This is a genomic window from Fulvivirga ligni (assembly GCF_021389935.1).
GTDB classification, from domain to species: domain Bacteria; phylum Bacteroidota; class Bacteroidia; order Cytophagales; family Cyclobacteriaceae; genus Fulvivirga; species Fulvivirga ligni.
Genome location: NZ_CP089979.1, coordinates 1,221,295 through 1,244,608 on the forward strand (window position 1 = coordinate 1,221,295; position 23,314 = coordinate 1,244,608).

Below are 23,314 nucleotides of genomic sequence, written 5' to 3' on the forward strand. Positions count from 1 at the left end.
CCCGTTCTTTCTTTAGATTTAAAAGTTTATTTTTAGAGCCATCTATAGCAAGCTTTTATTTTATCTTAATGTTTATTCTACTGTATAATTTTGATAAAAAGATATCCATATATACATTATTGTCATTACTCTTTATAGTATTAACCTTTTCCGGTTCAGGGTACGTTATGTTGACGCTTGTTATAATCGTACTTTTAAGGTCGGCTAAATTATCATATAATAGTCTTCTTGGTTTCGCACTTATCATTATACTACTTATTACGATTAGCATACTATTAGCTCAAATTGATGCATTTCAGAGTTTAATTGTTAAAAGGCTGGGCTCTGTTCAGGAGGGTAGAGATAACAGTTCCAAGTTGAGATTTTTAGCACCTTTTGAGGTAATGTATTTTACTTTAAAATCATCCCCGATCTTCGGTTTTGGTTTTGGGAATTTAGCTAACACATTAAGCCGAAATTCAAGCAGCTTTCAATATCAAAGGATATTTGATGGAGCCTTCACTGAGAAAGTAAATAATATTTATGCAATAATCTGTGGCTCAGGAGGAATTACATTTCTTTTGTATCATTTCTACTATTTATACAAAAACGTTTATTCCAGAATAATTAGTGGCAATAGCGCTTTGTTTATTATGCTATTGATATATCCTTTTTTCTCGGGCCATTTTGTTCATATATTTTATTGGTATCTAATTTATTTAATTAGGCATATTTATTTGGCTACTCACACTAAAATTAATAATAATGAGGAAGAAGCTTGCTATTGTTGATCCCTCCTCTAGAACTCTTCCATACGATTTTCATTATATTGAGCAAGTTTCAAAGGAGTTTGACGTTGTTTTTTATTGCTCTAAAACTCAATTTAATGGTGATTTTATTTCCTTGATAAGGGCGCTACCTAATGTTGAGGTTAAGGAGTTTAATGTTTCAAATAGAGGTAGAGTGATGGGGCTTATCTCTTATCTTGGGTTGTTGTTATCAATTATAAGTAATGTGCGAAAATATAAATATGTGCATTTCCAATGGAGTATAGCCTTTACTCTGGAGCTACCTTTATTTTTCATAATTAAGAATAAGCTTTGTTTTACTTTCCACAATAAAGTTCCTCATCATTATGAAAAGATGACTTTTTGGCCTTTCAAAATTATTTCACGTTTAAGTAGATTAGTTTTCTTTGTAAGTGAAACAGTTGCAGAAGAATTTATAAAGGATTATAAACTAACTTCAACTGAAAAAGTGAAGGTTGTCCCTCATGGGGTGATGTCTTTAAATGAAGATAATTCTGTTTTACTACACAAAAGTCCTAATCTTGAAAAAGAGTTGATATTTTGGGGTAACGTAAAGCCCTATAAAGGAGTAGAATTATTTGAGTTCATCCCCCAAAATATTCCAAGGTCCATTTATGGAAAATGGGACAATAAGTTAAAAGGGCTAAAAGAAAGATTGCTGAAAAGTGGTGTTGAAGTGGTTGATAAATATCTAACGGTTGATGAAATTCTGAATGTAATTGAGCGTAATGGTATATTCGTTTTACCGTACTTAAAGGCATCACAATCTGGTGTACTCTATACTTTACTTAACTATGGTTGTGTCTTTATCAGTTCTAGAGTTGGTGACAGTGCGAGTGTATTAAAAAAAGGGGGCTTAGAAGGCCTACTTTTCACATATGGGGATGTACATGAATTGATTGATGCTGTAGAATATTGTCATTCTCATTATGACGAGATAAAAAATAAACTTCACACTTTGAAAATAGAGTATTCATGGGCTAACATTATTAAAAACGGAACATATGAATTTGGCTCAAAATAGATTTAAAGTACTGGGGAATTTATTTTTTTGCGGATTAATATGCTTTGTAGTAACAATGCCATTACCTCCGATTTATAACTCTTTGTCAATTGTATTTTTATTCTTGATAAGAATAGTGACGTGTATTGTCAGTCAAAAGATAGGGGTTGACATAAGATTTAGAGAGTTGTTTTACTGTTTTGTATTTATCTTTTTTAGCTTCCTTATCAGTGCATTGTGGTCTGAGCATTTATCTGATATTTTTGTTCACCTTGAGAAAAGGTTATCGTATTTAGTTTTTCCCATTATTTTTTTTCTCACACCTTCTCTAATAAGTCGAAATAGAATCTTTATAGTTTTTAAGCTCTATGTTCTAGTAATAGTTGTAGTTGCACTTTACTGTGAGCTTAACGTTTTCGTCGATATTTATTTAAAAAATCAAAATTTTAATCAATGGAATAGTTGGAGATATACAAGTGACTATTTAAGTGGCTTCGTAAATTTACATCCCTCATACCTCAGTATTTATGTAAATATTGCATTAATACTGGTGTTGTATATGTCTAATTTAGGTAGAAATAAAATACAGTATGCACTGGTGGCATGTCTAATATGCTTTCTTTTTGGATTTAATGTTCTATTGGCTTCAAGAGTAAATTTTATGGTAAGTGTATTTTTAGTTGTTTTCCATCTATACAATGAGCTTTGCAAAAGAATGCAGAGGAAATATGCTTTGGGAGGGATGCTTATAGCCATTTTTTGCATTTTTCTAATGCTCTATAATATGCCATATTTTCAATCAAAAATTGAGCAAACAATGAGTTATTTATTGAATGAAAAAGTAAATAATGGTAACTCAACTAGTGCGCATTTTGCAGCATGGGAGTGTAGTTGGGAAAGTATTAATTCTCATAATTTGTGGTTTGGCAATGGTTTGTCTAATGTAGATAACATTTTAGCTGATTGTTATAGCTCGAAAGGCTTTAATTATAATTTGCGCAATAAATTTAATTCCCATAATCAAATTTTTCAGATCGTCTTAGGTGTAGGCGTGATCGGGTTTATTCCTTTTTTACTGGCCTATATTAATTTAGTCATTAAAAAAAGTCTTTTAATAAATCTATTTATCTTTGTTATTTCTGTAGCATGTATGGCTGAGTCAGTCCTTGCCCGGCAGAAGGGTATTATTGTTTTCATGTTTTTCGCTTGTATTCTTTACTATTGGTCTGGTAATGAAAAAAAACATGTATAGGATGAAGAATTTTTCGAAATTTTTCGTTAATGATAAAAAGAACTATTGTTTATGACTAACTTACTTTTTTCAATAATAACTGCGTCTCATAATTCCGCCGAGCATATTAGAGAAGCCATTAATTCGGTGCTTCAACAGGAATATCAGAATTGGGAATTGTTAGTTACGGATGATGGTTCTGATGATGAGACGGTTCAAATCATAAAAGAATATACGAAAGACGATAGCCGTATAAAAATCTTTGAAATGCTCCATAATTCTGGGCCGGCAATTGCACGTAACAATTCCATAAGTAAGGCTAAAGGACAACTTATAGCCTTTTTAGATAGTGATGACACTTGGGAGAGTGATAAGTTAAAGATGCAGTATGAGTTTTTTTTAAAGCACCCCGAATGCCCCCTCTTGTTTTCGTCTTATAATGTAATGGATAGTGCTGGGGCTTTGCTAAAAAGGCAAGAGGTGCCATCAAAAGTTACCTATAAAGAATTGCTTAAAAATTGTCCTATAGGCTGTTTAACTGCGGTTATAAACACAGATGTAACTGGCAAAGTTTATATGCCAGATCTAAAGAAAAGGCAAGACTATGCATTATGGTTGAAAATTTTAAAAGAACACAAGTTTGCATTATCACTGGATAAGCCCCTGGCCAACTATCGTCTAGGTAATGCCACTGTTTCCAGTAATAAATTTAAGGTGATTAAATATCAATGGTTAACGTATTATAAGGTGGAAAACCTTAACTTTTTTCAGTCAATCTATTATATGGTTCACTGGGCACTTCATGGTGTCAATAAGCACTATTTAAATTAAATAGTTTCGACTAAATTCATACCTTTGCGCATCTAAAAATATCTTAGATGACTGCAATACTTCTTGCGATAGCTACATCATTCATAATCACATTTTTAGTGATCCCCGTGATCATTAAATATTCTAAGAAAAAGGCCAAGCTTTTGGATACTCCGGGCAGGAGAAAAATCCATAAGAAGATCACTCCTTCTATGGGGGGAGTCGGTATATTTCTTGGTTTTTTTGTGGCTTTGCTGGTGTGGTTGCCTTTAGAAGGTTTTGAGTATTTCAAATATATACTTGCAGGTACTGCTATTATCTTTCTGGTTGGTATCAGAGATGATATTGTTCCTTTGAGGCCGCTCTACAAGTTAGTAGGCCAGCTTATAGCAGCTTCTATTGTGGTGCTCTTTTCTGGGGTAAGGCTACATTCATTATACGGTTTGTTTGGTGTCTATGAAATGAATGAGGTGGTAAGTTATCTTATCAGCGTTTTCACTTTCATTGTAGTTACTAACTCTTTTAACCTTATTGACGGGTTAGATGGCCTGGCCGGTACTATTGCTTTAATAGCGCTCACTAGCTTTGGCCTTTGGTTCTATCTTATAGATCAGCCTTGGGTGGCATTGCTTTCTTTAAGCATTGCCGGAGCGGTATTGGCCTTCTTAACTTTTAACTGGGAGCCTTCTAAAATATTTATGGGAGATACCGGAGCGCTGGTCATAGGCTTTGTGTTTTCGGTGATGGTAATCACCTTTATTGATGCCAATTATAATCTGCCAGAGAGCAATCCATTCAGATTTACAGCCTCTATAACCAGTGGAATATGCGTAATCATTATTCCCCTGTTTGATACATTAAGGATATTTATTCTTAGGATTTCGAAGAAGCAGTCACCGTTTGCCCCGGATAAGAATCATATTCATCATGCTTTGATGAGATTGGGGCTGAAGCATTCTGAAACTGCGGTGGCTTTAGGCATCCTCAACATTGGTTATATATTGCTGGCTGTGGCCTGCATGAATGTTAAAGATGCCATCTTATTGCCTTTATTGATAATAATGTCAGTGGTCTTGTCACTAACGCTGGATTTTCTAATTATCAGAAAGCTAAACCGATAACGGTTTAGAATCCAAGGGCCAGAAATCCAGTATTCAATAATGTTTCTTTGTTATAAGTAAAAGGTACAGGTCCTGTTTCTTTCAGTACAGTACCACCAGCACTTTCAAGTACAGCTTGTCCTGCAGCCGTATCCCATTCCATAGTAGGCCCATGACGGTAATAAATGTCTGCTTTACCTTCTGCCACCATGCAGAACTTTAGAGAACTACCTACTGAAATACTGTCAGTAACATCGTATTGCTTCAATAATACTTCTTCTTCAGGAGATGCGTGAGACTTGCTTCTTACGGCTATTCTATTAGCAGTAGATCCATTTACTTTCAAAGGAGACTCTTCTCCATTTACAAGTTTAAATGCTCTTTCACCTGTACCTACATAAACTACATCAGGCACTGGCGCATACACAATACCAAATACTGGTTTGTGCTTATTGATCAAAGCTATATTTACAGTAAACTCACCATTTCTGTTGATAAATTCTTTAGTACCATCTAAAGGATCTACTAACCAAAAAGTGTCATACTTGATTCTAGTGCTATATTCTATTTCATTCCCTTCTTCAGAGATAATTGGTATTTCAGGGTATAATTTAGATAACCCCTTCATAATCACAGCATGAGATGCTTTATCTGCTAGTGTCAGTGGAGAGTCATCACTTTTGTGTTCAACGTTACCAGCAAGTTCTTTATCATGATAAATATTAAGAATGGCCTGGCCGGCATGTAGAGCTAAATCAACCAGCTCCTGGGTGTTAATGGTTTCTATCATGTAAACAAAACTACACAAAAGGCTATAGGGTTTATTAATTAACTTAATTAATTGTATTTTTGGCGTTTAAATTTCAAATAATGGCTGAAAACATCCATCCCATATTCGATAAGATATTAAATACCCAACAGAAGGAAGAGTTACTCAAGCAAAAATCCCTTGTTATTTGGATGGTAGGGCTTTCCGGATCAGGAAAAAGCACTGTAGCGAGAGGTCTCGAAAACAAACTTCACGAAGAAGGATATTTAACATCATTGTTGGATGGCGATAATTTAAGAACCGGTTTAAACAATAATCTAGGCTTCTCTGAGGAAGATAGAACGGAAAATATTAGAAGAGCAGCAGAAGCTTCTAAACTATTAGCCGCGAACGGTGTAATTACTATATGCTCTTTGATAAGCCCCACCGAAAAAATTCGGAAGATGGCAGCAGATATCATCGGAGATAAATATTGTGAGGTTTTTATAGATTGCCCTCTAGAAGAGTGTGAGAAAAGAGATGTGAAAGGACTTTACGCGAAAGCCAGAAGAGGTGAAATCAAAAGCTTTACAGGAATAGATTCACCGTTTGAAGCACCTCAAAACCCTCATGTAAGACTAGCTACTGCTGAAGAGCCAGTTGAAGACAGTTTATCAAAACTTTTAGAATACATTTTGCCAAAAATAAAATTAAGTAAGAATTAATGAAGGCTTACAACTTGACCCACTTAAAAGAGCTGGAAGCGGAAGCAATATACGTTATCCGCGAAGTAGCAGCTCAGTTTGAAAATCCTGCCATATTATTTTCCGGTGGTAAGGACTCTATTACAGTAGCACATTTAGCGAAAAAGGCATTCTTTCCAGGTAAAGTTCCTTTTCCATTAGTGCACATAGATACCGGACATAACTTCCCTGAAACCATTCAGTTTAGAGATGATTTCGTGAAAGAAATGGGAGCTGAACTAATCGTAGGATCGGTTCAGAAATCAATTGATGAAGGCAAAGTAGTAGAAGAGAAAGGCTTTAACGCCAGTAGAAATGGTTTACAGACAGTAACATTATTAGAAACTATTGAATCTAATAAGTTTGATGCTTGTCTAGGTGGGGCCAGAAGAGATGAGGAAAAAGCCAGAGCTAAAGAGAGATTCTTCTCACATAGAGATGAGTTTGGACAGTGGGATCCTAAAAACCAGAGACCAGAGCTTTGGAACATATTTAACGGGAAAAAACATTTTGGAGAGAACTTTAGAGTGTTCCCTATCAGTAACTGGACTGAAATGGATGTGTGGCAGTACATCTTGCAAGAGAAAATTGAATTGCCATCATTATACTTTGCTCACGAGCGTGATATTTTCGTTAGAGATAACGTGATCATGGCCGAGTGTGATTTTATTCAGCAAAGAGATACTGAAATTACAGAAAAGAGAACTGTAAGATTCAGAACTATTGGTGATATGACTTGTACTGGAGCAGTAGAGTCTTCAGCATCTACTTTAGAAGATATAATCGAAGAAGTAGCAGCGGCAAGATCTACAGAACGAGGAACCAGATCGGATGATAAAAGATCAGAGGCGGCTATGGAAGACCGTAAAAAACAAGGTTATTTTTAATATCTCTTTTTTAAAATCATTTTAACAAGCATTACTCGTATCGTAAGATTTTAACGGTCTTACAAAATCCAGAAAATAATGAGCAATAATAATACAGACGCTAAAGGATATTTAGATATGGAACTTCTACGCTTTACCACTGCAGGTAGTGTAGATGATGGTAAAAGTACTCTTATAGGAAGGCTTCTATATGACTCAAAGTCAATCTTTGAAGATCAGTATGAGGCTATCGAAGAGTCTAGTAAGAGAAAAGGAGATGAAAACGTAAACCTTGCTTTACTTACTGACGGACTTAGAGCTGAGCGTGAGCAGGGAATTACCATAGATGTAGCTTACAGATACTTCGCTACACCAAAAAGAAAGTTTATCATAGCTGATACTCCAGGACATATTCAGTACACCAGAAACATGGTTACTGGTGCTTCTACAGCTAACCTTGCCCTTATCCTGGTAGATGCCAGAAACGGTGTAGTAGAGCAAACACACAGACATACATTCATTGCTTCTTTGTTAGGTATACCTCACGTGGTTTTTTGTATCAACAAAATGGACCTGGTAGACTACAGCGAAGAGGTTTACAATAAAATTAAAGGCGATATTGAATCTTTCGCTTCTAAGCTTAATGTAAAAGATATCAGATTCATTCCTATCAGTGCCTTGAAAGGTGATAACGTAGTAAATGAGTCTGAGCAGACACCTTGGTTTAAAGGTGGTACTTTACTTTACTTATTAGAAAATATTCACATAGGAAGTGACCACAATCACATCGATTGTCGTTTCCCTGTGCAGCATGTTATCCGCCCTCATTCTGATAAATATCATGACTATAGAGGGTATGCTGGTAGAATAGCAGGTGGTGTGTTCAAACCTGGTGATACCGTTTCTGTATTACCTTCAGGATTCACCTCGAAAATTAAAAGTATAGATTCTTTTGATGGCGAGCTGGAAGAAGCGTTTGCTCCTATGTCTGTAACTATTCAGTTAGAAGATGATATAGACATCAGTCGTGGAGACATGATTGTGAGAGAAAACAACAAGCCAAACGTAGGTCAGGATGTAGAGATTATGCTTTGCTGGATGAATGAGAAAGCACTTGTTCCTAACGGTAAATACGGCATTAAGCATACTACAAACGATGCTCGTTGTATGGTGAAAAACATTCAGTATAAGGTAGATATCAACACTTTACACCGAATTGAAGACGATAAGACCATTAAAATGAATGACATTGCCAGAGTAACATTGCGTACTACAAAGCCACTTTTCTTTGATAGGTATACAAGAAACAGAATTACAGGTAGTGTTATTTTAATAGATGAAGCTACAAATGAAACGGTAGCTGCAGGAATGATTATCTAAGTTATGCAGGAAAAGGTAAATGCGATATTAGCAGAAATTGGAAGTGCTGATGCTAATTCTCAAGAGGAGTTAGAGCAGTTCCGTATCCGCTTTATTAGTAAGAAGAGTGTAGTAGGAGAGCTTTTTGCCGGTTTGAAAGATGTTCCAAATGAAGAGAAAAAGGCATTTGGAATGAAGCTTAACGAGGTGAAGCAAGCTGCGCAAGCCAAATTCAAAGAACTTATTGATAAGCTGGAGTCTTCTTCGGAAGGAGGAGACCATGCTCATCCGGATTTAACCTTGCCTCCTTCTGGAGCAGGTTTAGGTAGCATGCATCCACTTACTTATGTTAGAAATCAGATCATTCAGATTTTTGAAAGAATAGGTTTCAACGTAGCTGATGGACCCGAGATTGAGGATGATTTCCATAATTTCACAGCCCTTAACTTCCCTGAAAATCACCCTGCTAGAGAAATGCAGGATACTTTCTTTATAGAGAAGAATCCGGACATTTTACTTAGAACACATACCTCTAACGTGCAGGTGAGACTTATGCAGCATCAAAAGCCGCCATTGAGATCGATCATGCCGGGTAGGGTGTATAGAAATGAGGCTATTTCTGCCAGAGCGCATTGTGTATTTCATCAGGTAGAAGGGCTATATGTAGATAAAAACGTGAGCTTTGCTGACCTGAAGCAGACTTTATATCATTTCGCTAAAGAAATGTTTGATAAGGATACTAAAATCAGATTCAGACCTTCATATTTCCCATTTACTGAGCCAAGTGCTGAGATCGATATCTCATGTCAGATTTGTAAAGGGGATGGCTGCCAGCTATGTAAATACACTGGGTGGGTAGAAATAGCAGGTTCTGGAATGGTAGATCCTAATGTTCTGGCCAGCTCAGGTATAGATCCTGAGGAGTACACTGGTTTTGCGTTCGGTATGGGTATAGAAAGAATCACTCAGCTGAAATTCAGAGTGAATGATCTAAGGCTTTACACCGAGAACGACGTGAGGTTTTTACAACAGTTTAAAACACTGCACTGATGATAAATACGGTTAATGATATCAAGACCGTAGCAATAATTGGAGCCGGAACTATGGGCCTGGGCATCGCTCAGATCTGCGCCATGTCCGGCTTTAAAACTATACTTTTTGATATAGAAAAGGATAGTTTATCTAAGGCAGAAAAAGCCATTATCGGCAACCTTGATAAAGGCATTGAAAAAGGAAAAGTTTCAGAGGAAGATAAGGCAAAGGCATTAGATCTTATCTCCTATACTTCTGATATTAAGTCAGTTATCGCTGATTTTATTATTGAGGCCATAGTGGAAAACCTTGATGTGAAAAGAAAGGTCTTCCTTCAGCTTGAAGCGCTTAATGCAGATCACACCATACTGGCTTCTAATACTTCTTCCATTCCTATTACAAAAATAGCTTCTGTACTTACCAAGCCTGAAAGAATGGTAGGCATGCACTTTTTTAATCCTGCTCACATCATGAAATTGGTGGAGGTGATCTCAGGTGCTGCTACAGATAATAATACTACCGAGCTCACCGTTAAACTAGCGGAGAAGCTAAATAAAACGCCTGTGAGAGCTCAGGATTCACCTGGGTTTATCGTGAATAGGGTGGCCAGACATTTTTACGTAGAGAGCCTTAAAGTGCTTGAGGAGGGTGTCACAGAAGTGGAAGGCCTGGATAGGTTAATGGAAACGTCAGGCTTCCGTATGGGGCCATTTAAACTGATGGATTTAATTGGTGTGGACACTAATTATTCTGTAACTGAGTCTATGTTCAGAGCCTTTCATGAAGATCCTAAGTTTAGACCTAACCGTATTCAGGAGCAGAAAGTGAATGCGGGGCATCACGGCAGAAAATCAGGTAGAGGTTTTTATAATTATGAATAAAATATTTTCTATTCTAGCGCTTTGCTTCATGGCAGGCATGATGTCTTGCGGTGATGAAAGTTATCAGAGCGATATCCCATACACTAGCTTTGCTGATGTATATATAAATCTTGATCTTCCTGAATATAACAGCCTTGCTATTGATAAGGGCTATTATGAATTGGATGAAGGCTTAAGAGGAATAATTATTTACAGAGAAAACTCTGGCAGCTACAAAGCTTATGAAAGAAATTGTCCATATCATCCTTATGAAGCTTGCGCCACAGTAAGTGTACATAGTTCTAAGCTGTATATTTTCTGCCCTTGTTGTCAATCACAATTCAATTCGAACAACGGTTATCCTATGGGTGGACCAGCACAATATCCATTAAGGCAATACGGTGCTTATCTTTCAGGCCGAGCTCTCACCATTACTGATGAGGTACTGAATTAAAGGTGGCTATTAAATAAGCTGATCGATAATATTATCTACTGAAACGCCGTCTGCTTCTGCTTTGAAGTTTCTTACCACACGGTGTCTTAAGGTAGGCTTAGCTACGGCTTTTACATCTTCTATATCAGGAGAATACTTTCCGTTAAGTAAGGCATTACACTTAGCTCCAATCACTAAGAACTGAGACGCACGAGGACCGGCACCCCATTCTAAATATTCATTGGTTACTGAAGTAGCCTTGGTGGAGTTAGGTCTTGTTTTATGAACCAGCTCTACCGCGTACTCTACTACGTTATCAGTAACAGGTACTTTTCTTACCAGCTGCTGGAAAAAGTTAATTTCTTCAGCTGACAGCACATGCTGAGCAGTAGCACGAACGTCGCTGGTGGTATTCTTTACAATTTCTACCTCCTTCTCATAGGAAGGGTAGTCTAGCAGCACATTAAACATAAAACGGTCTAGCTGTGCTTCTGGTAAAGGATATGTACCTTCTTGCTCTATTGGGTTCTGTGTAGCTAACACAAAGAACGGCCTGTCCAGATCATACTTTTTGCCAGCAATGGTAACAGCATACTCCTGCATAGACTCTAGCAAGGCAGCCTGGGTCTTAGGAGGAGTACGGTTGATCTCATCCGCTAACACGATATTAGCGAAAATAGGGCCTTTGATAAATTTGAAATTACGATCCCTGTCTAATGTCTCTGCACCTAAAATGTCAGAAGGCATAAGATCTGGCGTAAACTGTATCCTATTGAAGTCAAGGTCCAATACAGATGATATTGTTTGAATAAGAAGCGTTTTGGCTAAACCAGGCACACCAATAAGTAAGCAATGCCCCTGACAGAAAATAGAGGTAAGCAGAAGTCTTACTACTTCGTCCTGTCCTACTACTACTTTAGAGATTTCTGCAGTTAGTTTATGGTACGCCTCATGAAAGGCATTAGCTGCTTCTACATCCGACTCAAATGACTTCATATAATGCTGTTAGTTTTTTAAGATTGGTATTGTCAATTCAATATACCACAATAATTGTATTCCTCATCTATACTAATGAATACATCATCACGAGCACCATTAAACCATTTGTTTATAGCTCTGTTTTTCTTTTCATTAAGTGCTGCTGCCTGTATTTTCTGCCAGTCGTCCTTAAGGTTAGCCTGGTGAGGTTTTACCTTTGACTTGTAATATAAGATACGAATAGCTTGCTTGCCGTTATCAGTTCTGAACTTAATTGGCTTACTAATATCACCAATTTGCATACTGTCTAGTGCGAAGAAGATTACAGGATCAAGTTCTTCACTTGAAACTCTAATGCCTTCGTTATTATCTGTAAAGAAACCACCGCTACCAGCAGTATACATGTCATCACTATATTCTTTAGCAGCCTTGGTAAAGGAGATAGAGTCTGCTATAATTACTGATCTTAAGCTGTCAAGATACTCATAGCCGATTTCCATATCTTCTTCAGAAGGTTCTGCAGAGATAAGTATGTGTCTACTGTTATATTCATTACCTCTACGCTCAATAAGCTGAACTATGTGCACACCAAATTGGGTAGTGAAAGGTGCTGAAATTTCACCTGGCTTTAATTTTAAAGCAGATGCTTCAAACTCAGGAGCCATCATACCTCTTTGTGCGAAACCGAGATTACCACCATATTTGGCACTACCCGGGTCTTGAGAGAACTCTTTGGCCATGGCCTCAAACTCAGCTTCTCCTGCTAGTACTTTTCTTCTTATCTCACTTAATTTCTTCTTAGCGGCGTCTATTTGTACCTCACCTACTTCCGGTATTTTCACTATCTGAGCTACCTCTACTTCTGTGCTGAAGTATGGTAAACTATCCTGAGCTATCTTTCCAAAGAATTTTTTAACCTCAGAAGGAGTGATCTTGATATCCGCTGTGATGGTCTCTTGCATTCTCTGCACCACCAGCTGCTCTTTTACCTGATCTCTTAAGTCGGCCTGAAGCTCTTCTACAGTTTTACCATAATACTGCTCTAGCTGCTCTGCAGAACCACCATATTGAGAAAGGATCATCTGCATCCTTCTGTCCAGGTTGCCATCTACTTCTTCGTCAGTTACTATTACAGAATCTATTTCTGCTTTAGCTACCATAAGCTTCTGGCTAATAAGCTGTGCTAGGATTCTACATCTGGCATCTGATGTGGCAGGATTACCATTGGCCAGGTAGTTTATATAAGTGTTTTCAAGCTCAGATTTTAGTATAATGTAGTTATCTACTTTGGCGATAATTTCATCAACTACTACACCTGGACTGGATGATTCTTCCTGGTCTTCTGCAGCTTCGTCTTGTGCATAAATTGCAGTCCATTGTAGGGCACATAAGAATGCCAGCGCCACATACTTAGTTATATATCTCAAATTCATTGTTTTGTGTTGCACGTTCATAAACTTCGTCTTCAAGCTTTTTAGCCAGCTCTACTTTACGCTTATTTATAATAATACTTCTAATATCCTCCTTCACAAACTCCAGTGGAGAAATATTATCAGATATTCTAAATTCTTCTATTCTTAGGAAATATTTAAACTTATCGTCAGATGTCTCTGCATATTTCTGTTTTTGCAAGTACTGTACCTTGTTAGGTATCTCTGCTAGAGGAGAGTCTTGTATAACCTCATCAAATATCATCCAAACGGAGTCGTCTAGCTGGTATTTGGTAGCAAAACTTAGACAGTAGGAGTTGAGTTCATCCAAATCCTTCTTCTTGCTGGAGGTGATGAGTGATTTTACCTTCTTGATTTTCGGGGCATTCAGCGGCAACTTTATATATCGGCCCCTGATAATATTTTGCTTCAGGATAAAGTTATCGATGTGCTCATCATAGTACTGACTTACTTCTTCATCGCTCACTTCTTTATTCAAGCGTTTATTCACGTAATAAGACTGATACTGGTAGCCCATTAAACTATACTTATAGTCTAATACTTTCCTTTCAATATCAGCCTCATTAAATTCTATTTGAGTGGCAGCTTCCTGAATAAGAAGCTGCTTTTGAATCCAGTTATGTATAAACCTGTCCACGCGGCTAGAGCTGTCCTCTTTGCTCATTCCGGCAGGAGCTATACCTTCAAGGTCTTCCAAGTAAAGATATTGATCTTTTACTCTGGCAATAGGCTCTCCTTTTTCGGAATCCTCGCCATTGGCGCTGTCTTTCATTTTAATGAAATCACAACCCCATAAGCTGCACAGGCATAATATTAAAACACTATTTTTCTTCCAACTGCTCATATATGTATTTGAGACCTTTTTCATTTTCCTTCACAGGGTATTTTGCACGAAGCTCACTTACCCATTCCTTCTCCAGGTGATTTTGGTAGTCAGAAATAACCATACCTTTGATCTCGTTTAATGCTTTCGGGCCTGCAGGAATAATTCGATGTATAACTACAAGATTATACCTTCCGTTTTGCTCCTGAGTAAATGTACCCTCTTTCCATGAAATCTGATCAAGGACGGACTCATCCTCCTTTTCAAACACCCCTTCTTTAACCTGCAAAGATAGCGCACCTTTCTGATTATATTTATCTTCCAGCGCTTTTGTGTTCACACTATCTCCACTAGCCAATAAATCTTTAATTTCTTTTATAATGTCCTCACTCTTTGCATTATAGATAGTAGCCTCTACTCTTTCACCTGCCTGGTAACTATCCTGGTGGTTTTCATAGTAGTTCTTAAGGCCTACAGTATCTTTTACAGCTTTGTTCCAAACCTCTTCCTCCATCAACTGAAATAATAAAATACCTTCTTTGTACTCTTTTACAAGCATGCGATAATCTTCATATTTCTCTTCCAGATGATTTTCTTCATAAGCTAATAACTTCTGGTCAGTGTAATTATTATACATCTGTTTCATATATTCTTCAGGTGTATAAGAATTAGGAAGCTGATTTTTAGCTAGATAGGTTACGAAATCATTCACTGTATAGTTTTCGTTTTTCACAGAAAAAAGCGGATTGTTTAAAAGCTCAGCATTTTCAGGTGCTACCCACTTGCCTCTGGTAAGGCTGCTATCAGCATACGACCATAGGTTTTGTTTAGCAGGGAACTCCTGAAAGTCATTTTCTTTCTTAAGTCTGCTAATAAATACCTTCTTGCTTATTTGGGCTCTGCTGTCTCTTCCTATTCTATTTTTAATGGTAGGCTCCATCTCTTCAAATCTTTCAATAGGATATTTCTTCTCTAGCTTGATGATGTGCCATCCATAAGGGCTCATGACAGGATCCGATATGTCGCCCGGATTCTTTAGAGCGAAGGCCGCTTCCTGAAATTCAAATGGGAATTTGCCAAGGCCGAAAACAGGCAAAAGGCCGCCTTTATTTTTTGAGTTGATGTCTTCTGAAAATTCTTTTGCCAGTTGATCCCAGTTTACACCGCCAGTAGCTTGGTCATAGATTTCAAAAATCTTATTTCTAGCCTCTAGTGAGTCAGATTTGTTAGGCTGAATACGAATCATAATATGCGAAACCTCAACTCTTCCCTGATTGGGCCTTCTGTCAAGCACTTTTATGATATGATATCCGAATCGTGTTCTTACTGGTGTGGAGATGCTGCCTTTAGCAGTATTATAAGCGGCTGATTCAAATGGGTAAACCATTTGGAATGAGCTGAAATAGCCTAAATTACCACCATTGGTTTTAGCAGATGGATCATCTGAAAACTCACCCGCCAGCTTTGAAAAGTCTTCGCCGTTTAGCGCTCTGTTTCTGATGTCTATTATTTCATTGTAAGCCTTTAAAGTATCTTCTGGTGATGCGTTCTCGTCTACAGTAATGAGAATATGAGATGCATTGATGTCTTCTTTGTAGCGGTCATAGGCTTCTTGAATTAGCTGATCCGTTACTTTGTTCTCAGTAAGATACGGCTTTTTTAATTGCTCTTTGTAAGTGTTAAATTCTCTATGAAAAGCGGCTGTGGTGTCCATGCCGCGGCTTTTGGCTTCTTTAATTTTTAGCTTAAAGTTTTCATATAGGTTGAGATAGTCGGCAATGTCAGCATGAGTGTAGGCGCTGTCATTGTTAATGTTGTTCTTTTTGTACACGTACATAAATTCGTCACAAAAAGTGGTGTCATCGGAAACGGTGAATAATGCTTTGTTGCTCTTATCTTGAGGTGCAGAGTTAGAGCTTTTGTTTACCTGACAGGAGTTAAGTATAAGTAATACAAGGATTAGGGAGAGTAGCTGTTTCATTTAGGTTGTTGTTTTTTATCTGGCCAGATACTATAAACCTTGCAATTTTAACGAATTCTGCCTGAAAAAGCCGTAGGAATGAAAAATATGTGAGATTTTAGAAGTTATATCTTTTTAGAAAGGCGGCAAATGTGCTTCTTTCGGTCGGTGGTAATCTGAATGTCATCCATAATGCGCTTCACCAGGATGAGACCAACGCCTCCTTTTCTTCTTTTTTTGATGATATCATCTATACAAGGCTCTTCGTACTTATTGATGTTAAACATTTCAGATTTATCAATAATGCTGAAAACCACCTCATTATTTTTGGTGAACTTGATTTCTAGTTCTATGGAGTCGCTGGCGTTACATTGGTGTGAATGGATAATAAGGTTAGCACAGACCTCATCTATGGCCAATACTAATGTGCTTACATCTACTTCTGAGAGGCCGTTTTTATTCAAAACCTCCTTCACGAAGGTTCTGATGTCTTTCAGCATCTCCTTTTGACACGGAACTTTGTAACAATATTTCATCCCAACTTAGCTTGCGCTTCCCCTTTTGTTTGTTCAATATTCAATAACTGGTCTAAACCGAGTATTTCGAAAACATTTGCCACTTTTTTGTTCAATCCATATAGTATTAAGTGGATGTTTTCTTTCTTAAATTCTTCGATATAAGACATAAAAACACCCAGGCCGGCTGAGGATATATAATCCAGAGAAGTACAGTCAACTAAGAATTTTTTTCCGCCACTTTCCACGGCATCGTGTATTGCGTTGTCTAATTCTATAGAAGAGCTGGCATCTACTTCACCTACAATTTTTATTACTTCATACTCCTCTTCCTGAATTCTTTTTATGTCAACCATAATTGTTTTACGTATTATATAAACTTATGTTATACTTACTTCTTTAGGTAAATTTTATTATTAAAGTGGTGTAATCATCATCAATGGCCTTTGATCCCGAAAACTCGTAAAGGGCGTTGATAAGATCTTCCTGTATGTTCACTATTTCCTTATGGCTCACAGTCTCTATAAAGTTTTGGAGCCTTTCGTAACCAAATTCTTCTGATTTGGCATTCTTAGCCTCTGTTATACCATCGGTATAGAGCACTATTATATCGCCTTTTTTATATTGAAAGCAGTTAGTCTGGATGTAGTTTCCAAACTCGTTATTTCTAATGATCCCTAAGCCCAAGCCCTTATTCTGAAAATAGGATGCTTTCCCGGTTTGCGAATCATAATATAGCGTAGGGCAGTGGCCGGCTCTGGCAAACTCTACTTTTTGTCGCTCACTGTCGATTACAAAATAAGAAGTGGTGATAAACGAGGTCTTATCCAGGCAGCGGCTCAAGGCAGTATTGGCTTTAACTAAAAACTCTTTTGGAGGTAAATCCAACTGAGCAAAACTGTGAAACACCCCTTTCATTTGAGACATGTGGAAGGCCGCTGACGTTCCTTTTCCGGATACGTCACTAATAATTAGAGCTATTTTATCCTGATTGATCCTGAAGGTGTCATAATAATCACCTCCTACTTCATCTGCAGCCTCAGAAAAGGCTATCATATCATAATCTTGCCCGTGGTCCAATACCTTTGGAAGTAGGCTGCTTTGTACGCGCTTGGCAATTTTTAACTCTTCCTTATATCGCTCGTTTTCAAGGGCCTCAGAAAGAAGCCTGAAGTTTTCAATGGATATTCCGGCCTGGTTAGTAAAGGTGTCTATAATCTTAGACATCTCTTTATTGAAACCATCACTTACATCCTTTAAAAGAGCAAGCGTACCCACATGGCTGTTTTTTACATAAATAGGAAAAGCCATGATGGACCTAAAGCGCGATGATCTCAGCGTAGAAAGGTACTTGTTCGCGTTCTTAGATTTATCAGAGCTAGGCTCCAGCACGCCAGAAATCTTATTATTGCTAATGTGTTCCTTAATAGTACCTACTTCGGCCACTGATATTTTGTGAGTATAGAACTTGCTGTTGCCTTCTTCTTCGAAAATCTCGATCCAGGCGGCATCAGCAAATACGGTGCTGGTGGCACTTTCAAGCAAAATGTCATACACTCTCTCCTCGTTCTGCTCGGTTTGGATAGACTGGCTAAGCCTTTGGAAGTTAACTACTTCTTCCAGCTTTTGCTCAAATACCGAACTGGTAGGAAGGTTAAATAAAATTACCAGTAGTGAGAAAAGTGAGTAAATAAATATGAATATCATTAAAGATATCAGGAAGATATTATTCCCGATATTAAGGAAAACAGGTGTGTTTTTGCCAATGTCATCTGCAAAAGAGAATACCGTAAAAGCGAAATAGCCCAGATAGAACATGGCCAGCAAAATCAGCAGGATGCTCTTCCACTTTTGCTTAAAGTTAAGGTAGGCTACCCATTTCATATTGGCCGAAAGGAAGATTCCTAAAAGCACTAATATACCCATGTAGTACCTCTCTAAGTTCGCAATGGCCGGAACAGGAAGTACCACGTAAAGTAGACTTATTAATAAGGCATATTCAAAGATCTGCCATACGGTAAGTAAGAACTTGGATTTCTGGTAGAGAATGAGCCTTTTCCATACTATGAAAGTAGAAATGAGGAATGAAGCCAATAGACCCAGATTTATTAGATAGATAAACTCTTGAAAGAGTACATTTTCAGCCAGCTTGGTGCTGCCCAGCAATATAAGAAACAGGCGAAACACCAGAGAAACTATGGTGGTAATAAGCCCGGTTACGAATACTTTCCAGAGCAGGTCTATGAAGTTTACACTCTCAGCTTTTTCAATTCTGTATTTGAAGAAAACGAATAGTGAAAGAATGAAAACACTCAGCGCTATTTTAGGAATGCTATCAGCAATTCCCGAGTTCATGTCGATCTTGTTACTGAAAACAATGGAAAGCTCAGTGAATACCATAGTCACCCATGCAATGATGGAGACTAGGGTGGTGAGTCTGATTACGGCTTTCCGGCTGAGCATAGATTTTTAAAAAATTGCCTTGAAGATAGTAAATAATCTTTTTTTAAATAATAAATGACATGATCAAAGGACTTTTTTGAGTTTAAAAATAAAAAGCCCTGACCAGTGAATTTCACCAATCAGGGCTTTAAATCTCTTAATAAACGAGATTAGGCGATAGTGCCTACGTTATTTAAGTCTTCAAATGCCTTTTTCAATCTTACAATGAAAGAGTCTTCAGCTTTTCTTAACCAAACTCTTGGATCATAAAACTTCTTGTTTGGCACGTCATCTCCGTCAGGGTTACCAATTTGAGCCTGAAGGAAACCTTCGTTCTCTTTGTAGTAATTTTTGATGCCTTCCCAGAACGCCCACTGCTGATCAGTGTCTATGTTCATTTTAATAACACCGTAAGAAATACCTTCTCTGATCTCTTCTACAGTAGAACCAGAACCTCCGTGGAATACGAAATCTACAGGGTGGTCTTCGCTAGTGTTATATTTTTCTTTGATGTAATCCTGAGAATTCTTAAGAATTACAGGAGTTAATTTTACGTTACCTGGCTTATAAACACCGTGTACGTTACCGAAAGCTGCTGCAATAGTAAATCTATGGCTTATTTTGCCTAATTCTTCATAAGCATAAGCTACCTCTTCTGGTTGAGTATATAACTTAGAGCTATCTACGTCTGTATTGTCTACACCATCTTCTTCACCACCAGTAACACCTAATTCAATCTCCAGAGTCATGTCCATTTTGCTCATTCTCTCCAGATATGTTTTACAGATGTCTATGTTCTCTTCTAAAGACTCTTCAGAAAGGTCAATCATGTGAGAACTGAAAAGCGGCTTGCCGTGAGATTTATAGAATTCCTCGCCAGCATCTAGCATACCATCTATCCATGGTAAAAGCTTTTTAGCTGCGTGGTCAGTGTGAAGTATTACAGTAGCTCCATAAAGTTCAGCCATTTGATGAACGTGCTTGGCACCAGAAACGGCACCTGCAATAGCGGCTTGTTGGTCAGTATTTGGTAAACCTTTACCAGCATAAAAACTTGCGCCACCGTTTGAGAATTGAATAATTACGGGAGATTTAATAGCAGCAGCGGTCTCTAAAACTGCGTTTACTGTGTTAGTACCTGTTACATTTACCGCAGGTAATGCAAACTGCTTTTCTTTTGCGTACTGAAATAATTTTTGTACATCATCTCCGGTGATTACTCCCGGTTTTAAATATGAAGCTGACATTATTCTATTAGTTTAATGATTAAATGTGCTTTTATTATGCTATGCAAATAAACTAAATAATTTAGGTTGGACACATTCTTATAGGTAATTTTTGAAAGATTGGTATTAAGGTAGATATTTGCAAGAATCATTTAGACTGTAATTGATCGTGGATCAATAAATATATATGGATAACATGAGCTGGTTCAAAAGAAAAGATAAGGGGATTCAGACCCCTACAGAGGCGAAAAAAGAAGCGCCTGACGGCCTTTGGTTTAAAACTCCAAGCGGAAAAATTATACATACCAGGGAATTGAAAAACAATTCCTACGTAAGCCCGGAAGATGGGTACCATGTTCGGATTGGTAGCAAAGAGTATTTCGAAATTCTCTTTGATGATAATAATTTCACTGAGTTGGATGAAAATATGGAGTCTGGTGACCCATTGAAATTCAAAGACACCAAAGCTTACCCTGAAAGGATTAAAGCTTCTCAGAAAAAATCAGGTCTTAAAGATGCGGTAAGAACTGCACACGGTAAAATCAATGGCTTAGATTTAACTATTGCTTGTATGGATTTCGGTTTCATCGGAGGTTCTATGGGATCTGTGGTGGGTGAGAAGATTGCACGAGCTATTGATCATTCTATTGAAAACAAGAAGCCTTTCTTAATGATCTCTAAGTCTGGTGGTGCCAGAATGATGGAGGCAGGGCTTTCTCTTATGCAGATGGCTAAAACTTCTGCTAAACTGGCTTTACTTAGTGAGGCTAAATTACCTTATATCTCATTATTAACTGACCCTACTACAGGTGGTGTTACTGCTTCTTATGCTATGCTAGGAGATTTTAACATTGCTGAGCCAGGTGCGCTTATAGGCTTTGCCGGGCCAAGGGTAATTAGAGAAACCATTGGTAAAGATCTTCCTAAAGGATTCCAAAGTGCAGAGTTTGTGCTAGATCATGGTTTCCTTGATTTTATAGTGGACAGAAGAAACTTAAAAGCTAAGCTTACTACGTTATTAAAAATGTTGAAATAAGTTTAGCTACGATATATTTAATGAAAAACTGCTTCGATAACCGAAGCAGTTTTTTTATGCTCCTTTCATAGAAGTGAAATTTTTTATTAGATTTATATTATAACTTAAATCTTACCGCTATGAACAGAGTGATTAAATTTTCTATTGTAATCCTGGCTGCAGTATTTCTAAGTGCCTTTTATCCAGCAAGAGAGGAAAAACTTGTTGTGATAGATCCGGGCCATGGAGGGGCTGATGCCGGAGCTAGGTTAGATGAGATTGCGGAAAAGGATTTGACATTGGCTATAGCCGAAAAGCTGCAGAAGTTCAATTCAGATACTCGTATCAAAATAGTCTTATCTAGAAATACAGATCACTTAAAAACACTAAAAGAAAGGGTTGAAGAGATCAATCTGTTAAAGCCTGATCTTCTAATTTCATTGCATGTATCTACTCATGAAAATGTAAATGAGCAGGGCATACAGGCTACCGTCTGTGCAAATAAGGACTATGAGTCAGTATCTTCTGTGGTTGCTGAAAATTTGGTAGCATCTTTTCCAGACGCTTTTGAAAAGCAGCCGGTTCAAGCTGGTAACTATTTTATTTTGAGGAATTTAGATAGTCCAGGTGTGCTTCTTAATATGGGCTATTTATCTAATGAGCATGATAGAGCGTATTTATCCAGTGAAGCCGGCCAGAATGAAATTGCTAATACTATTGTAACGGCCATTCAAAAGTCATTGTAAAGTGGTTATTCAAAATGGATATCATTGAGACCTTCTTATCCGGGAAAGGAGCGGGTTGGGTTCTGCTGATTTTGGCGCTGATTGCTGTTTTTAGTTTTGATAAAATCGTGAAACTCATAGTGTATTTTATCAACAGAGCTGAGGAAAGAAAAAACAAGCGAAGGCATTAGCATTGCTGCTGAATTATTGTTTGTATATTTGAATTTTACAAACCAGAGGAGGTGGATTATGAGAAATGTTACTTTAGATGAGTTCTACAAAGAAGCTGCTGATTTTACCGGTAAGGAAATAAGTGCTCTTCTGCCTCCAGGCATCACGAAGGAAATTGGTCACTTCAATGTTTTTGATGTGGCAGACACCATCCAAAAGGTAAAGCGCAAGGCGGAAATGCCTTATAACCGACGTGCCTATTATAAAATAAGCTTAATTAGAGGGAAAAACAGGGCTGAATATGCTGATAAGGTGATTCAGGTGGAAAAGAACGCCCTTCTTTTCGGTACGCCTAAAGTGCCCTATCATTGGTTGCCTCAAGATGAGAATCAGGCAGGTTCTTTTTGTGTGTTCACTGCAGAGTTCATGGTGAAGAATAAAAGCGGTCTGGTGCTGGATGACCTTCCTATTTTTAAAGCAGGCGGCTATCCTGTGTTTGAAATATCAGAAGAAAAGGCCAATGAAATCAATTGGATTTTCAAAAAAATGCAGGAAGAAATCAGCTCTGATTATGAGTTTAAATATGACCTGTTAAGAAATTATGTGATCGAGCTGATTCATTATGGCCAAAAATTACAGCCAGCCAGCACCGTACATAGTCAGCAAGATGCCTCAGCTAGAATCATTTCACTTTTTATAGAACTATTAGAGCGCCAGTTTCCTATTGAATCACCCACTCAGAAGCTGAGTTTGAGATCGGCCAAGGAATATGCGGACCGATTGGCCATACATGTAAATCACCTCAATAAGGTGCTGAAAGAAAGCACAGGTAAGACTACAACAGAAGTTATAACCAGCCGCATGTTACAGGAAGCTAAGATTTTGCTTAAACAAACTGACTGGAATATTTCTGAAATTGCCTATAGCCTGGGTTTTGAAGAGGTGGCCCATTTTTCTAATTTCTTCAAGAAGAGAACAGAGCAGGCTCCACTGGCTTTCCGTGCATAGCTTCATATTTGATTTTTGCAAACTATG

Annotated in this window: 23 protein-coding genes; 14 read left to right on the forward strand and 9 right to left on the reverse strand. The window is 37.7% G+C overall.

Annotated features, from left to right (window positions below):
- Positions 1–68: 68 nt before the first annotated feature.
- The 5 genes from LVD16_RS27860 to LVD16_RS05440 are packed head-to-tail and all read left to right on the forward strand — an operon-like array spanning position 69 to position 4,953.
- Positions 69–770 carry an O-antigen ligase family protein gene (locus tag LVD16_RS27860; RefSeq protein ID WP_370687646.1) on the forward strand — a complete coding sequence of 234 codons (702 nt, stop codon included), beginning with the start codon at positions 69–71 and terminating at the stop codon, positions 768–770.
- A complete protein-coding gene (locus tag LVD16_RS05425; protein WP_233772852.1) occupies positions 745–1,812 on the forward strand; it encodes a glycosyltransferase in 1,068 nt (355 codons plus the stop codon). Before LVD16_RS27860 ends, LVD16_RS05425 begins: the two co-directional genes overlap by 26 nt.
- Positions 1,793–3,043, forward strand: a complete 1,251-nt coding sequence (locus tag LVD16_RS05430; RefSeq protein WP_233772854.1) for an O-antigen ligase family protein — start codon at positions 1,793–1,795, stop codon at positions 3,041–3,043. The genes LVD16_RS05425 and LVD16_RS05430 overlap by 20 nt, the downstream gene beginning before the upstream one ends.
- Positions 3,044–3,094: 51 nt before the next feature.
- Complete coding sequence (locus LVD16_RS05435) at positions 3,095–3,853, forward strand: glycosyltransferase family 2 protein (RefSeq protein WP_233772856.1); 759 nt, start codon at positions 3,095–3,097, stop codon at positions 3,851–3,853.
- 47 nt (positions 3,854–3,900) lie between these two features.
- Positions 3,901–4,953: an MraY family glycosyltransferase gene (locus LVD16_RS05440; RefSeq protein WP_233772858.1), complete on the forward strand. Its 1,053-nt coding sequence runs from the start codon at positions 3,901–3,903 to the stop codon at positions 4,951–4,953.
- 4 nt (positions 4,954–4,957) lie between these two features.
- Here the strand turns inward: LVD16_RS05440 and cysQ are convergent, their stop codons facing one another.
- Positions 4,958–5,722: a 3'(2'),5'-bisphosphate nucleotidase CysQ gene (gene cysQ / locus LVD16_RS05445; RefSeq protein WP_233772860.1), complete on the reverse strand. Its 765-nt coding sequence runs from the start codon at positions 5,720–5,722 to the stop codon at positions 4,958–4,960.
- Positions 5,723–5,802: 80 nt separating this feature from the next.
- Between cysQ and cysC the strand changes: the two genes are divergently transcribed.
- The 6 genes from cysC to LVD16_RS05475 all read left to right on the forward strand — a co-directional run bounded on the left by cysC (position 5,803) and on the right by LVD16_RS05475 (position 10,994).
- A complete protein-coding gene (cysC, locus tag LVD16_RS05450) occupies positions 5,803–6,405 on the forward strand; it encodes an adenylyl-sulfate kinase (protein WP_233772862.1) in 603 nt (200 codons plus the stop codon).
- Positions 6,405–7,310, forward strand: coding sequence for a sulfate adenylyltransferase subunit CysD (cysD, locus tag LVD16_RS05455; protein WP_233772864.1), 906 nt, complete (start codon positions 6,405–6,407; stop codon positions 7,308–7,310). The genes cysC and cysD overlap by 1 nt, the downstream gene beginning before the upstream one ends.
- A 78-nt stretch (positions 7,311–7,388) precedes the next feature.
- Positions 7,389–8,669 carry a sulfate adenylyltransferase subunit CysN gene (cysN, locus tag LVD16_RS05460; RefSeq protein WP_233772866.1) on the forward strand — a complete coding sequence of 427 codons (1,281 nt, stop codon included), beginning with the start codon at positions 7,389–7,391 and terminating at the stop codon, positions 8,667–8,669.
- A 3-nt stretch (positions 8,670–8,672) separates the two neighbouring features.
- Entirely contained in the window at positions 8,673–9,698 is a 1,026-nt protein-coding gene (gene pheS, locus LVD16_RS05465; protein ID WP_233772868.1) for a phenylalanine--tRNA ligase subunit alpha, read from the forward strand.
- Entirely contained in the window at positions 9,698–10,561 is an 864-nt protein-coding gene (locus LVD16_RS05470) for a 3-hydroxyacyl-CoA dehydrogenase family protein (RefSeq protein WP_233772870.1), read from the forward strand. Before pheS ends, LVD16_RS05470 begins: the two co-directional genes overlap by 1 nt.
- Positions 10,554–10,994 (forward strand): Rieske 2Fe-2S domain-containing protein, encoded by a 441-nt coding sequence (locus tag LVD16_RS05475; protein ID WP_233772872.1) that lies wholly within the window; start codon positions 10,554–10,556, stop codon positions 10,992–10,994. The genes LVD16_RS05470 and LVD16_RS05475 overlap by 8 nt, the downstream gene beginning before the upstream one ends.
- Before the next feature lie 9 nt (positions 10,995–11,003).
- Here LVD16_RS05475 and LVD16_RS05480 read toward each other — a convergent pair whose 3' ends face one another.
- From LVD16_RS05480 to fbaA, 8 genes are all read right to left on the reverse strand, one after another.
- Positions 11,004–11,969: an AAA family ATPase gene (locus LVD16_RS05480; RefSeq protein ID WP_233772875.1), complete on the reverse strand. Its 966-nt coding sequence runs from the start codon at positions 11,967–11,969 to the stop codon at positions 11,004–11,006.
- 32 nt (positions 11,970–12,001) lie between these two features.
- Positions 12,002–13,384 (reverse strand): peptidylprolyl isomerase, encoded by a 1,383-nt coding sequence (locus LVD16_RS05485; protein ID WP_233772877.1) that lies wholly within the window; start codon positions 13,382–13,384, stop codon positions 12,002–12,004.
- Positions 13,362–14,270: a peptidyl-prolyl cis-trans isomerase gene (locus tag LVD16_RS05490; protein ID WP_233772879.1), complete on the reverse strand. Its 909-nt coding sequence runs from the start codon at positions 14,268–14,270 to the stop codon at positions 13,362–13,364. The genes LVD16_RS05485 and LVD16_RS05490 overlap by 23 nt, the downstream gene beginning before the upstream one ends.
- Positions 14,224–16,206 carry a peptidylprolyl isomerase gene (locus LVD16_RS05495; RefSeq protein ID WP_233772881.1) on the reverse strand — a complete coding sequence of 661 codons (1,983 nt, stop codon included), beginning with the start codon at positions 16,204–16,206 and terminating at the stop codon, positions 14,224–14,226. The genes LVD16_RS05490 and LVD16_RS05495 overlap by 47 nt, the downstream gene beginning before the upstream one ends.
- Before the next feature lie 104 nt (positions 16,207–16,310).
- The gene (locus LVD16_RS05500) at positions 16,311–16,721 is read right to left on the reverse strand and encodes an ATP-binding protein (protein WP_233772883.1); all 411 of its coding nucleotides are present in this window, start codon (positions 16,719–16,721) and stop codon (positions 16,311–16,313) included.
- Complete coding sequence (locus LVD16_RS05505; protein ID WP_233772886.1) at positions 16,718–17,056, reverse strand: STAS domain-containing protein; 339 nt, start codon at positions 17,054–17,056, stop codon at positions 16,718–16,720. Before LVD16_RS05505 ends, LVD16_RS05500 begins: the two co-directional genes overlap by 4 nt.
- Before the next feature lie 43 nt (positions 17,057–17,099).
- On the reverse strand, positions 17,100–19,163 hold the full coding sequence (locus LVD16_RS05510; protein WP_233772888.1) for a PP2C family protein-serine/threonine phosphatase: 2,064 nt from the start codon (positions 19,161–19,163) through the stop codon (positions 17,100–17,102).
- A 149-nt stretch (positions 19,164–19,312) separates the two neighbouring features.
- The gene (gene fbaA, locus LVD16_RS05515) at positions 19,313–20,389 is read right to left on the reverse strand and encodes a class II fructose-bisphosphate aldolase (RefSeq protein WP_233772890.1); all 1,077 of its coding nucleotides are present in this window, start codon (positions 20,387–20,389) and stop codon (positions 19,313–19,315) included.
- A gap of 175 nt (positions 20,390–20,564) precedes the next feature.
- Between fbaA and accD the strand changes: the two genes are divergently transcribed.
- The 3 genes from accD to LVD16_RS05530 all read left to right on the forward strand — a co-directional run bounded on the left by accD (position 20,565) and on the right by LVD16_RS05530 (position 23,287).
- On the forward strand, positions 20,565–21,404 hold the full coding sequence (accD, locus tag LVD16_RS05520; RefSeq protein WP_233774574.1) for an acetyl-CoA carboxylase, carboxyltransferase subunit beta: 840 nt from the start codon (positions 20,565–20,567) through the stop codon (positions 21,402–21,404).
- A gap of 119 nt (positions 21,405–21,523) precedes the next feature.
- A complete protein-coding gene (locus LVD16_RS05525; protein WP_233772892.1) occupies positions 21,524–22,129 on the forward strand; it encodes an N-acetylmuramoyl-L-alanine amidase family protein in 606 nt (201 codons plus the stop codon).
- 228 nt (positions 22,130–22,357) lie between these two features.
- Entirely contained in the window at positions 22,358–23,287 is a 930-nt protein-coding gene (locus tag LVD16_RS05530; RefSeq protein WP_233772894.1) for a helix-turn-helix domain-containing protein, read from the forward strand.
- Positions 23,288–23,314: the final 27 nt, after the last annotated feature.

Coding starts and splice junctions, on each gene's coding strand:
- LVD16_RS05475 (WP_233772872.1), top strand. CDS start 10,554: ATGAATAAAATATTTTCTATTCTAGCGCTTTGCTTCATGGCAGGCATG.
- cysQ (WP_233772860.1), bottom strand. CDS start 5,722: ATGATAGAAACCATTAACACCCAGGAGCTGGTTGATTTAGCTCTACAT.
- cysN (WP_233772866.1), top strand. CDS start 7,389: ATGAGCAATAATAATACAGACGCTAAAGGATATTTAGATATGGAACTT.
- cysC (WP_233772862.1), top strand. CDS start 5,803: ATGGCTGAAAACATCCATCCCATATTCGATAAGATATTAAATACCCAA.
- LVD16_RS05500 (WP_233772883.1), bottom strand. CDS start 16,721: ATGAAATATTGTTACAAAGTTCCGTGTCAAAAGGAGATGCTGAAAGAC.
- LVD16_RS05525 (WP_233772892.1), top strand. CDS start 21,524: ATGAACAGAGTGATTAAATTTTCTATTGTAATCCTGGCTGCAGTATTT.
- LVD16_RS05425 (WP_233772852.1), top strand. CDS start 745: ATGAGGAAGAAGCTTGCTATTGTTGATCCCTCCTCTAGAACTCTTCCA.
- LVD16_RS05495 (WP_233772881.1), bottom strand. CDS start 16,206: ATGAAACAGCTACTCTCCCTAATCCTTGTATTACTTATACTTAACTCC.
- LVD16_RS05490 (WP_233772879.1), bottom strand. CDS start 14,270: ATGAAAAAGGTCTCAAATACATATATGAGCAGTTGGAAGAAAAATAGT.
- LVD16_RS05440 (WP_233772858.1), top strand. CDS start 3,901: ATGACTGCAATACTTCTTGCGATAGCTACATCATTCATAATCACATTT.
- cysD (WP_233772864.1), top strand. CDS start 6,405: ATGAAGGCTTACAACTTGACCCACTTAAAAGAGCTGGAAGCGGAAGCA.
- LVD16_RS05530 (WP_233772894.1), top strand. CDS start 22,358: ATGAGAAATGTTACTTTAGATGAGTTCTACAAAGAAGCTGCTGATTTT.
- pheS (WP_233772868.1), top strand. CDS start 8,673: ATGCAGGAAAAGGTAAATGCGATATTAGCAGAAATTGGAAGTGCTGAT.
- LVD16_RS05470 (WP_233772870.1), top strand. CDS start 9,698: ATGATAAATACGGTTAATGATATCAAGACCGTAGCAATAATTGGAGCC.
- LVD16_RS05480 (WP_233772875.1), bottom strand. CDS start 11,969: ATGAAGTCATTTGAGTCGGATGTAGAAGCAGCTAATGCCTTTCATGAG.
- LVD16_RS05430 (WP_233772854.1), top strand. CDS start 1,793: ATGAATTTGGCTCAAAATAGATTTAAAGTACTGGGGAATTTATTTTTT.
- LVD16_RS05485 (WP_233772877.1), bottom strand. CDS start 13,384: ATGAATTTGAGATATATAACTAAGTATGTGGCGCTGGCATTCTTATGT.
- LVD16_RS05510 (WP_233772888.1), bottom strand. CDS start 19,163: ATGCTCAGCCGGAAAGCCGTAATCAGACTCACCACCCTAGTCTCCATC.
- fbaA (WP_233772890.1), bottom strand. CDS start 20,389: ATGTCAGCTTCATATTTAAAACCGGGAGTAATCACCGGAGATGATGTA.
- accD (WP_233774574.1), top strand. CDS start 20,565: ATGAGCTGGTTCAAAAGAAAAGATAAGGGGATTCAGACCCCTACAGAG.
- LVD16_RS27860 (WP_370687646.1), top strand. CDS start 69: ATGTTTATTCTACTGTATAATTTTGATAAAAAGATATCCATATATACA.
- LVD16_RS05505 (WP_233772886.1), bottom strand. CDS start 17,056: ATGGTTGACATAAAAAGAATTCAGGAAGAGGAGTATGAAGTAATAAAA.
- LVD16_RS05435 (WP_233772856.1), top strand. CDS start 3,095: ATGACTAACTTACTTTTTTCAATAATAACTGCGTCTCATAATTCCGCC.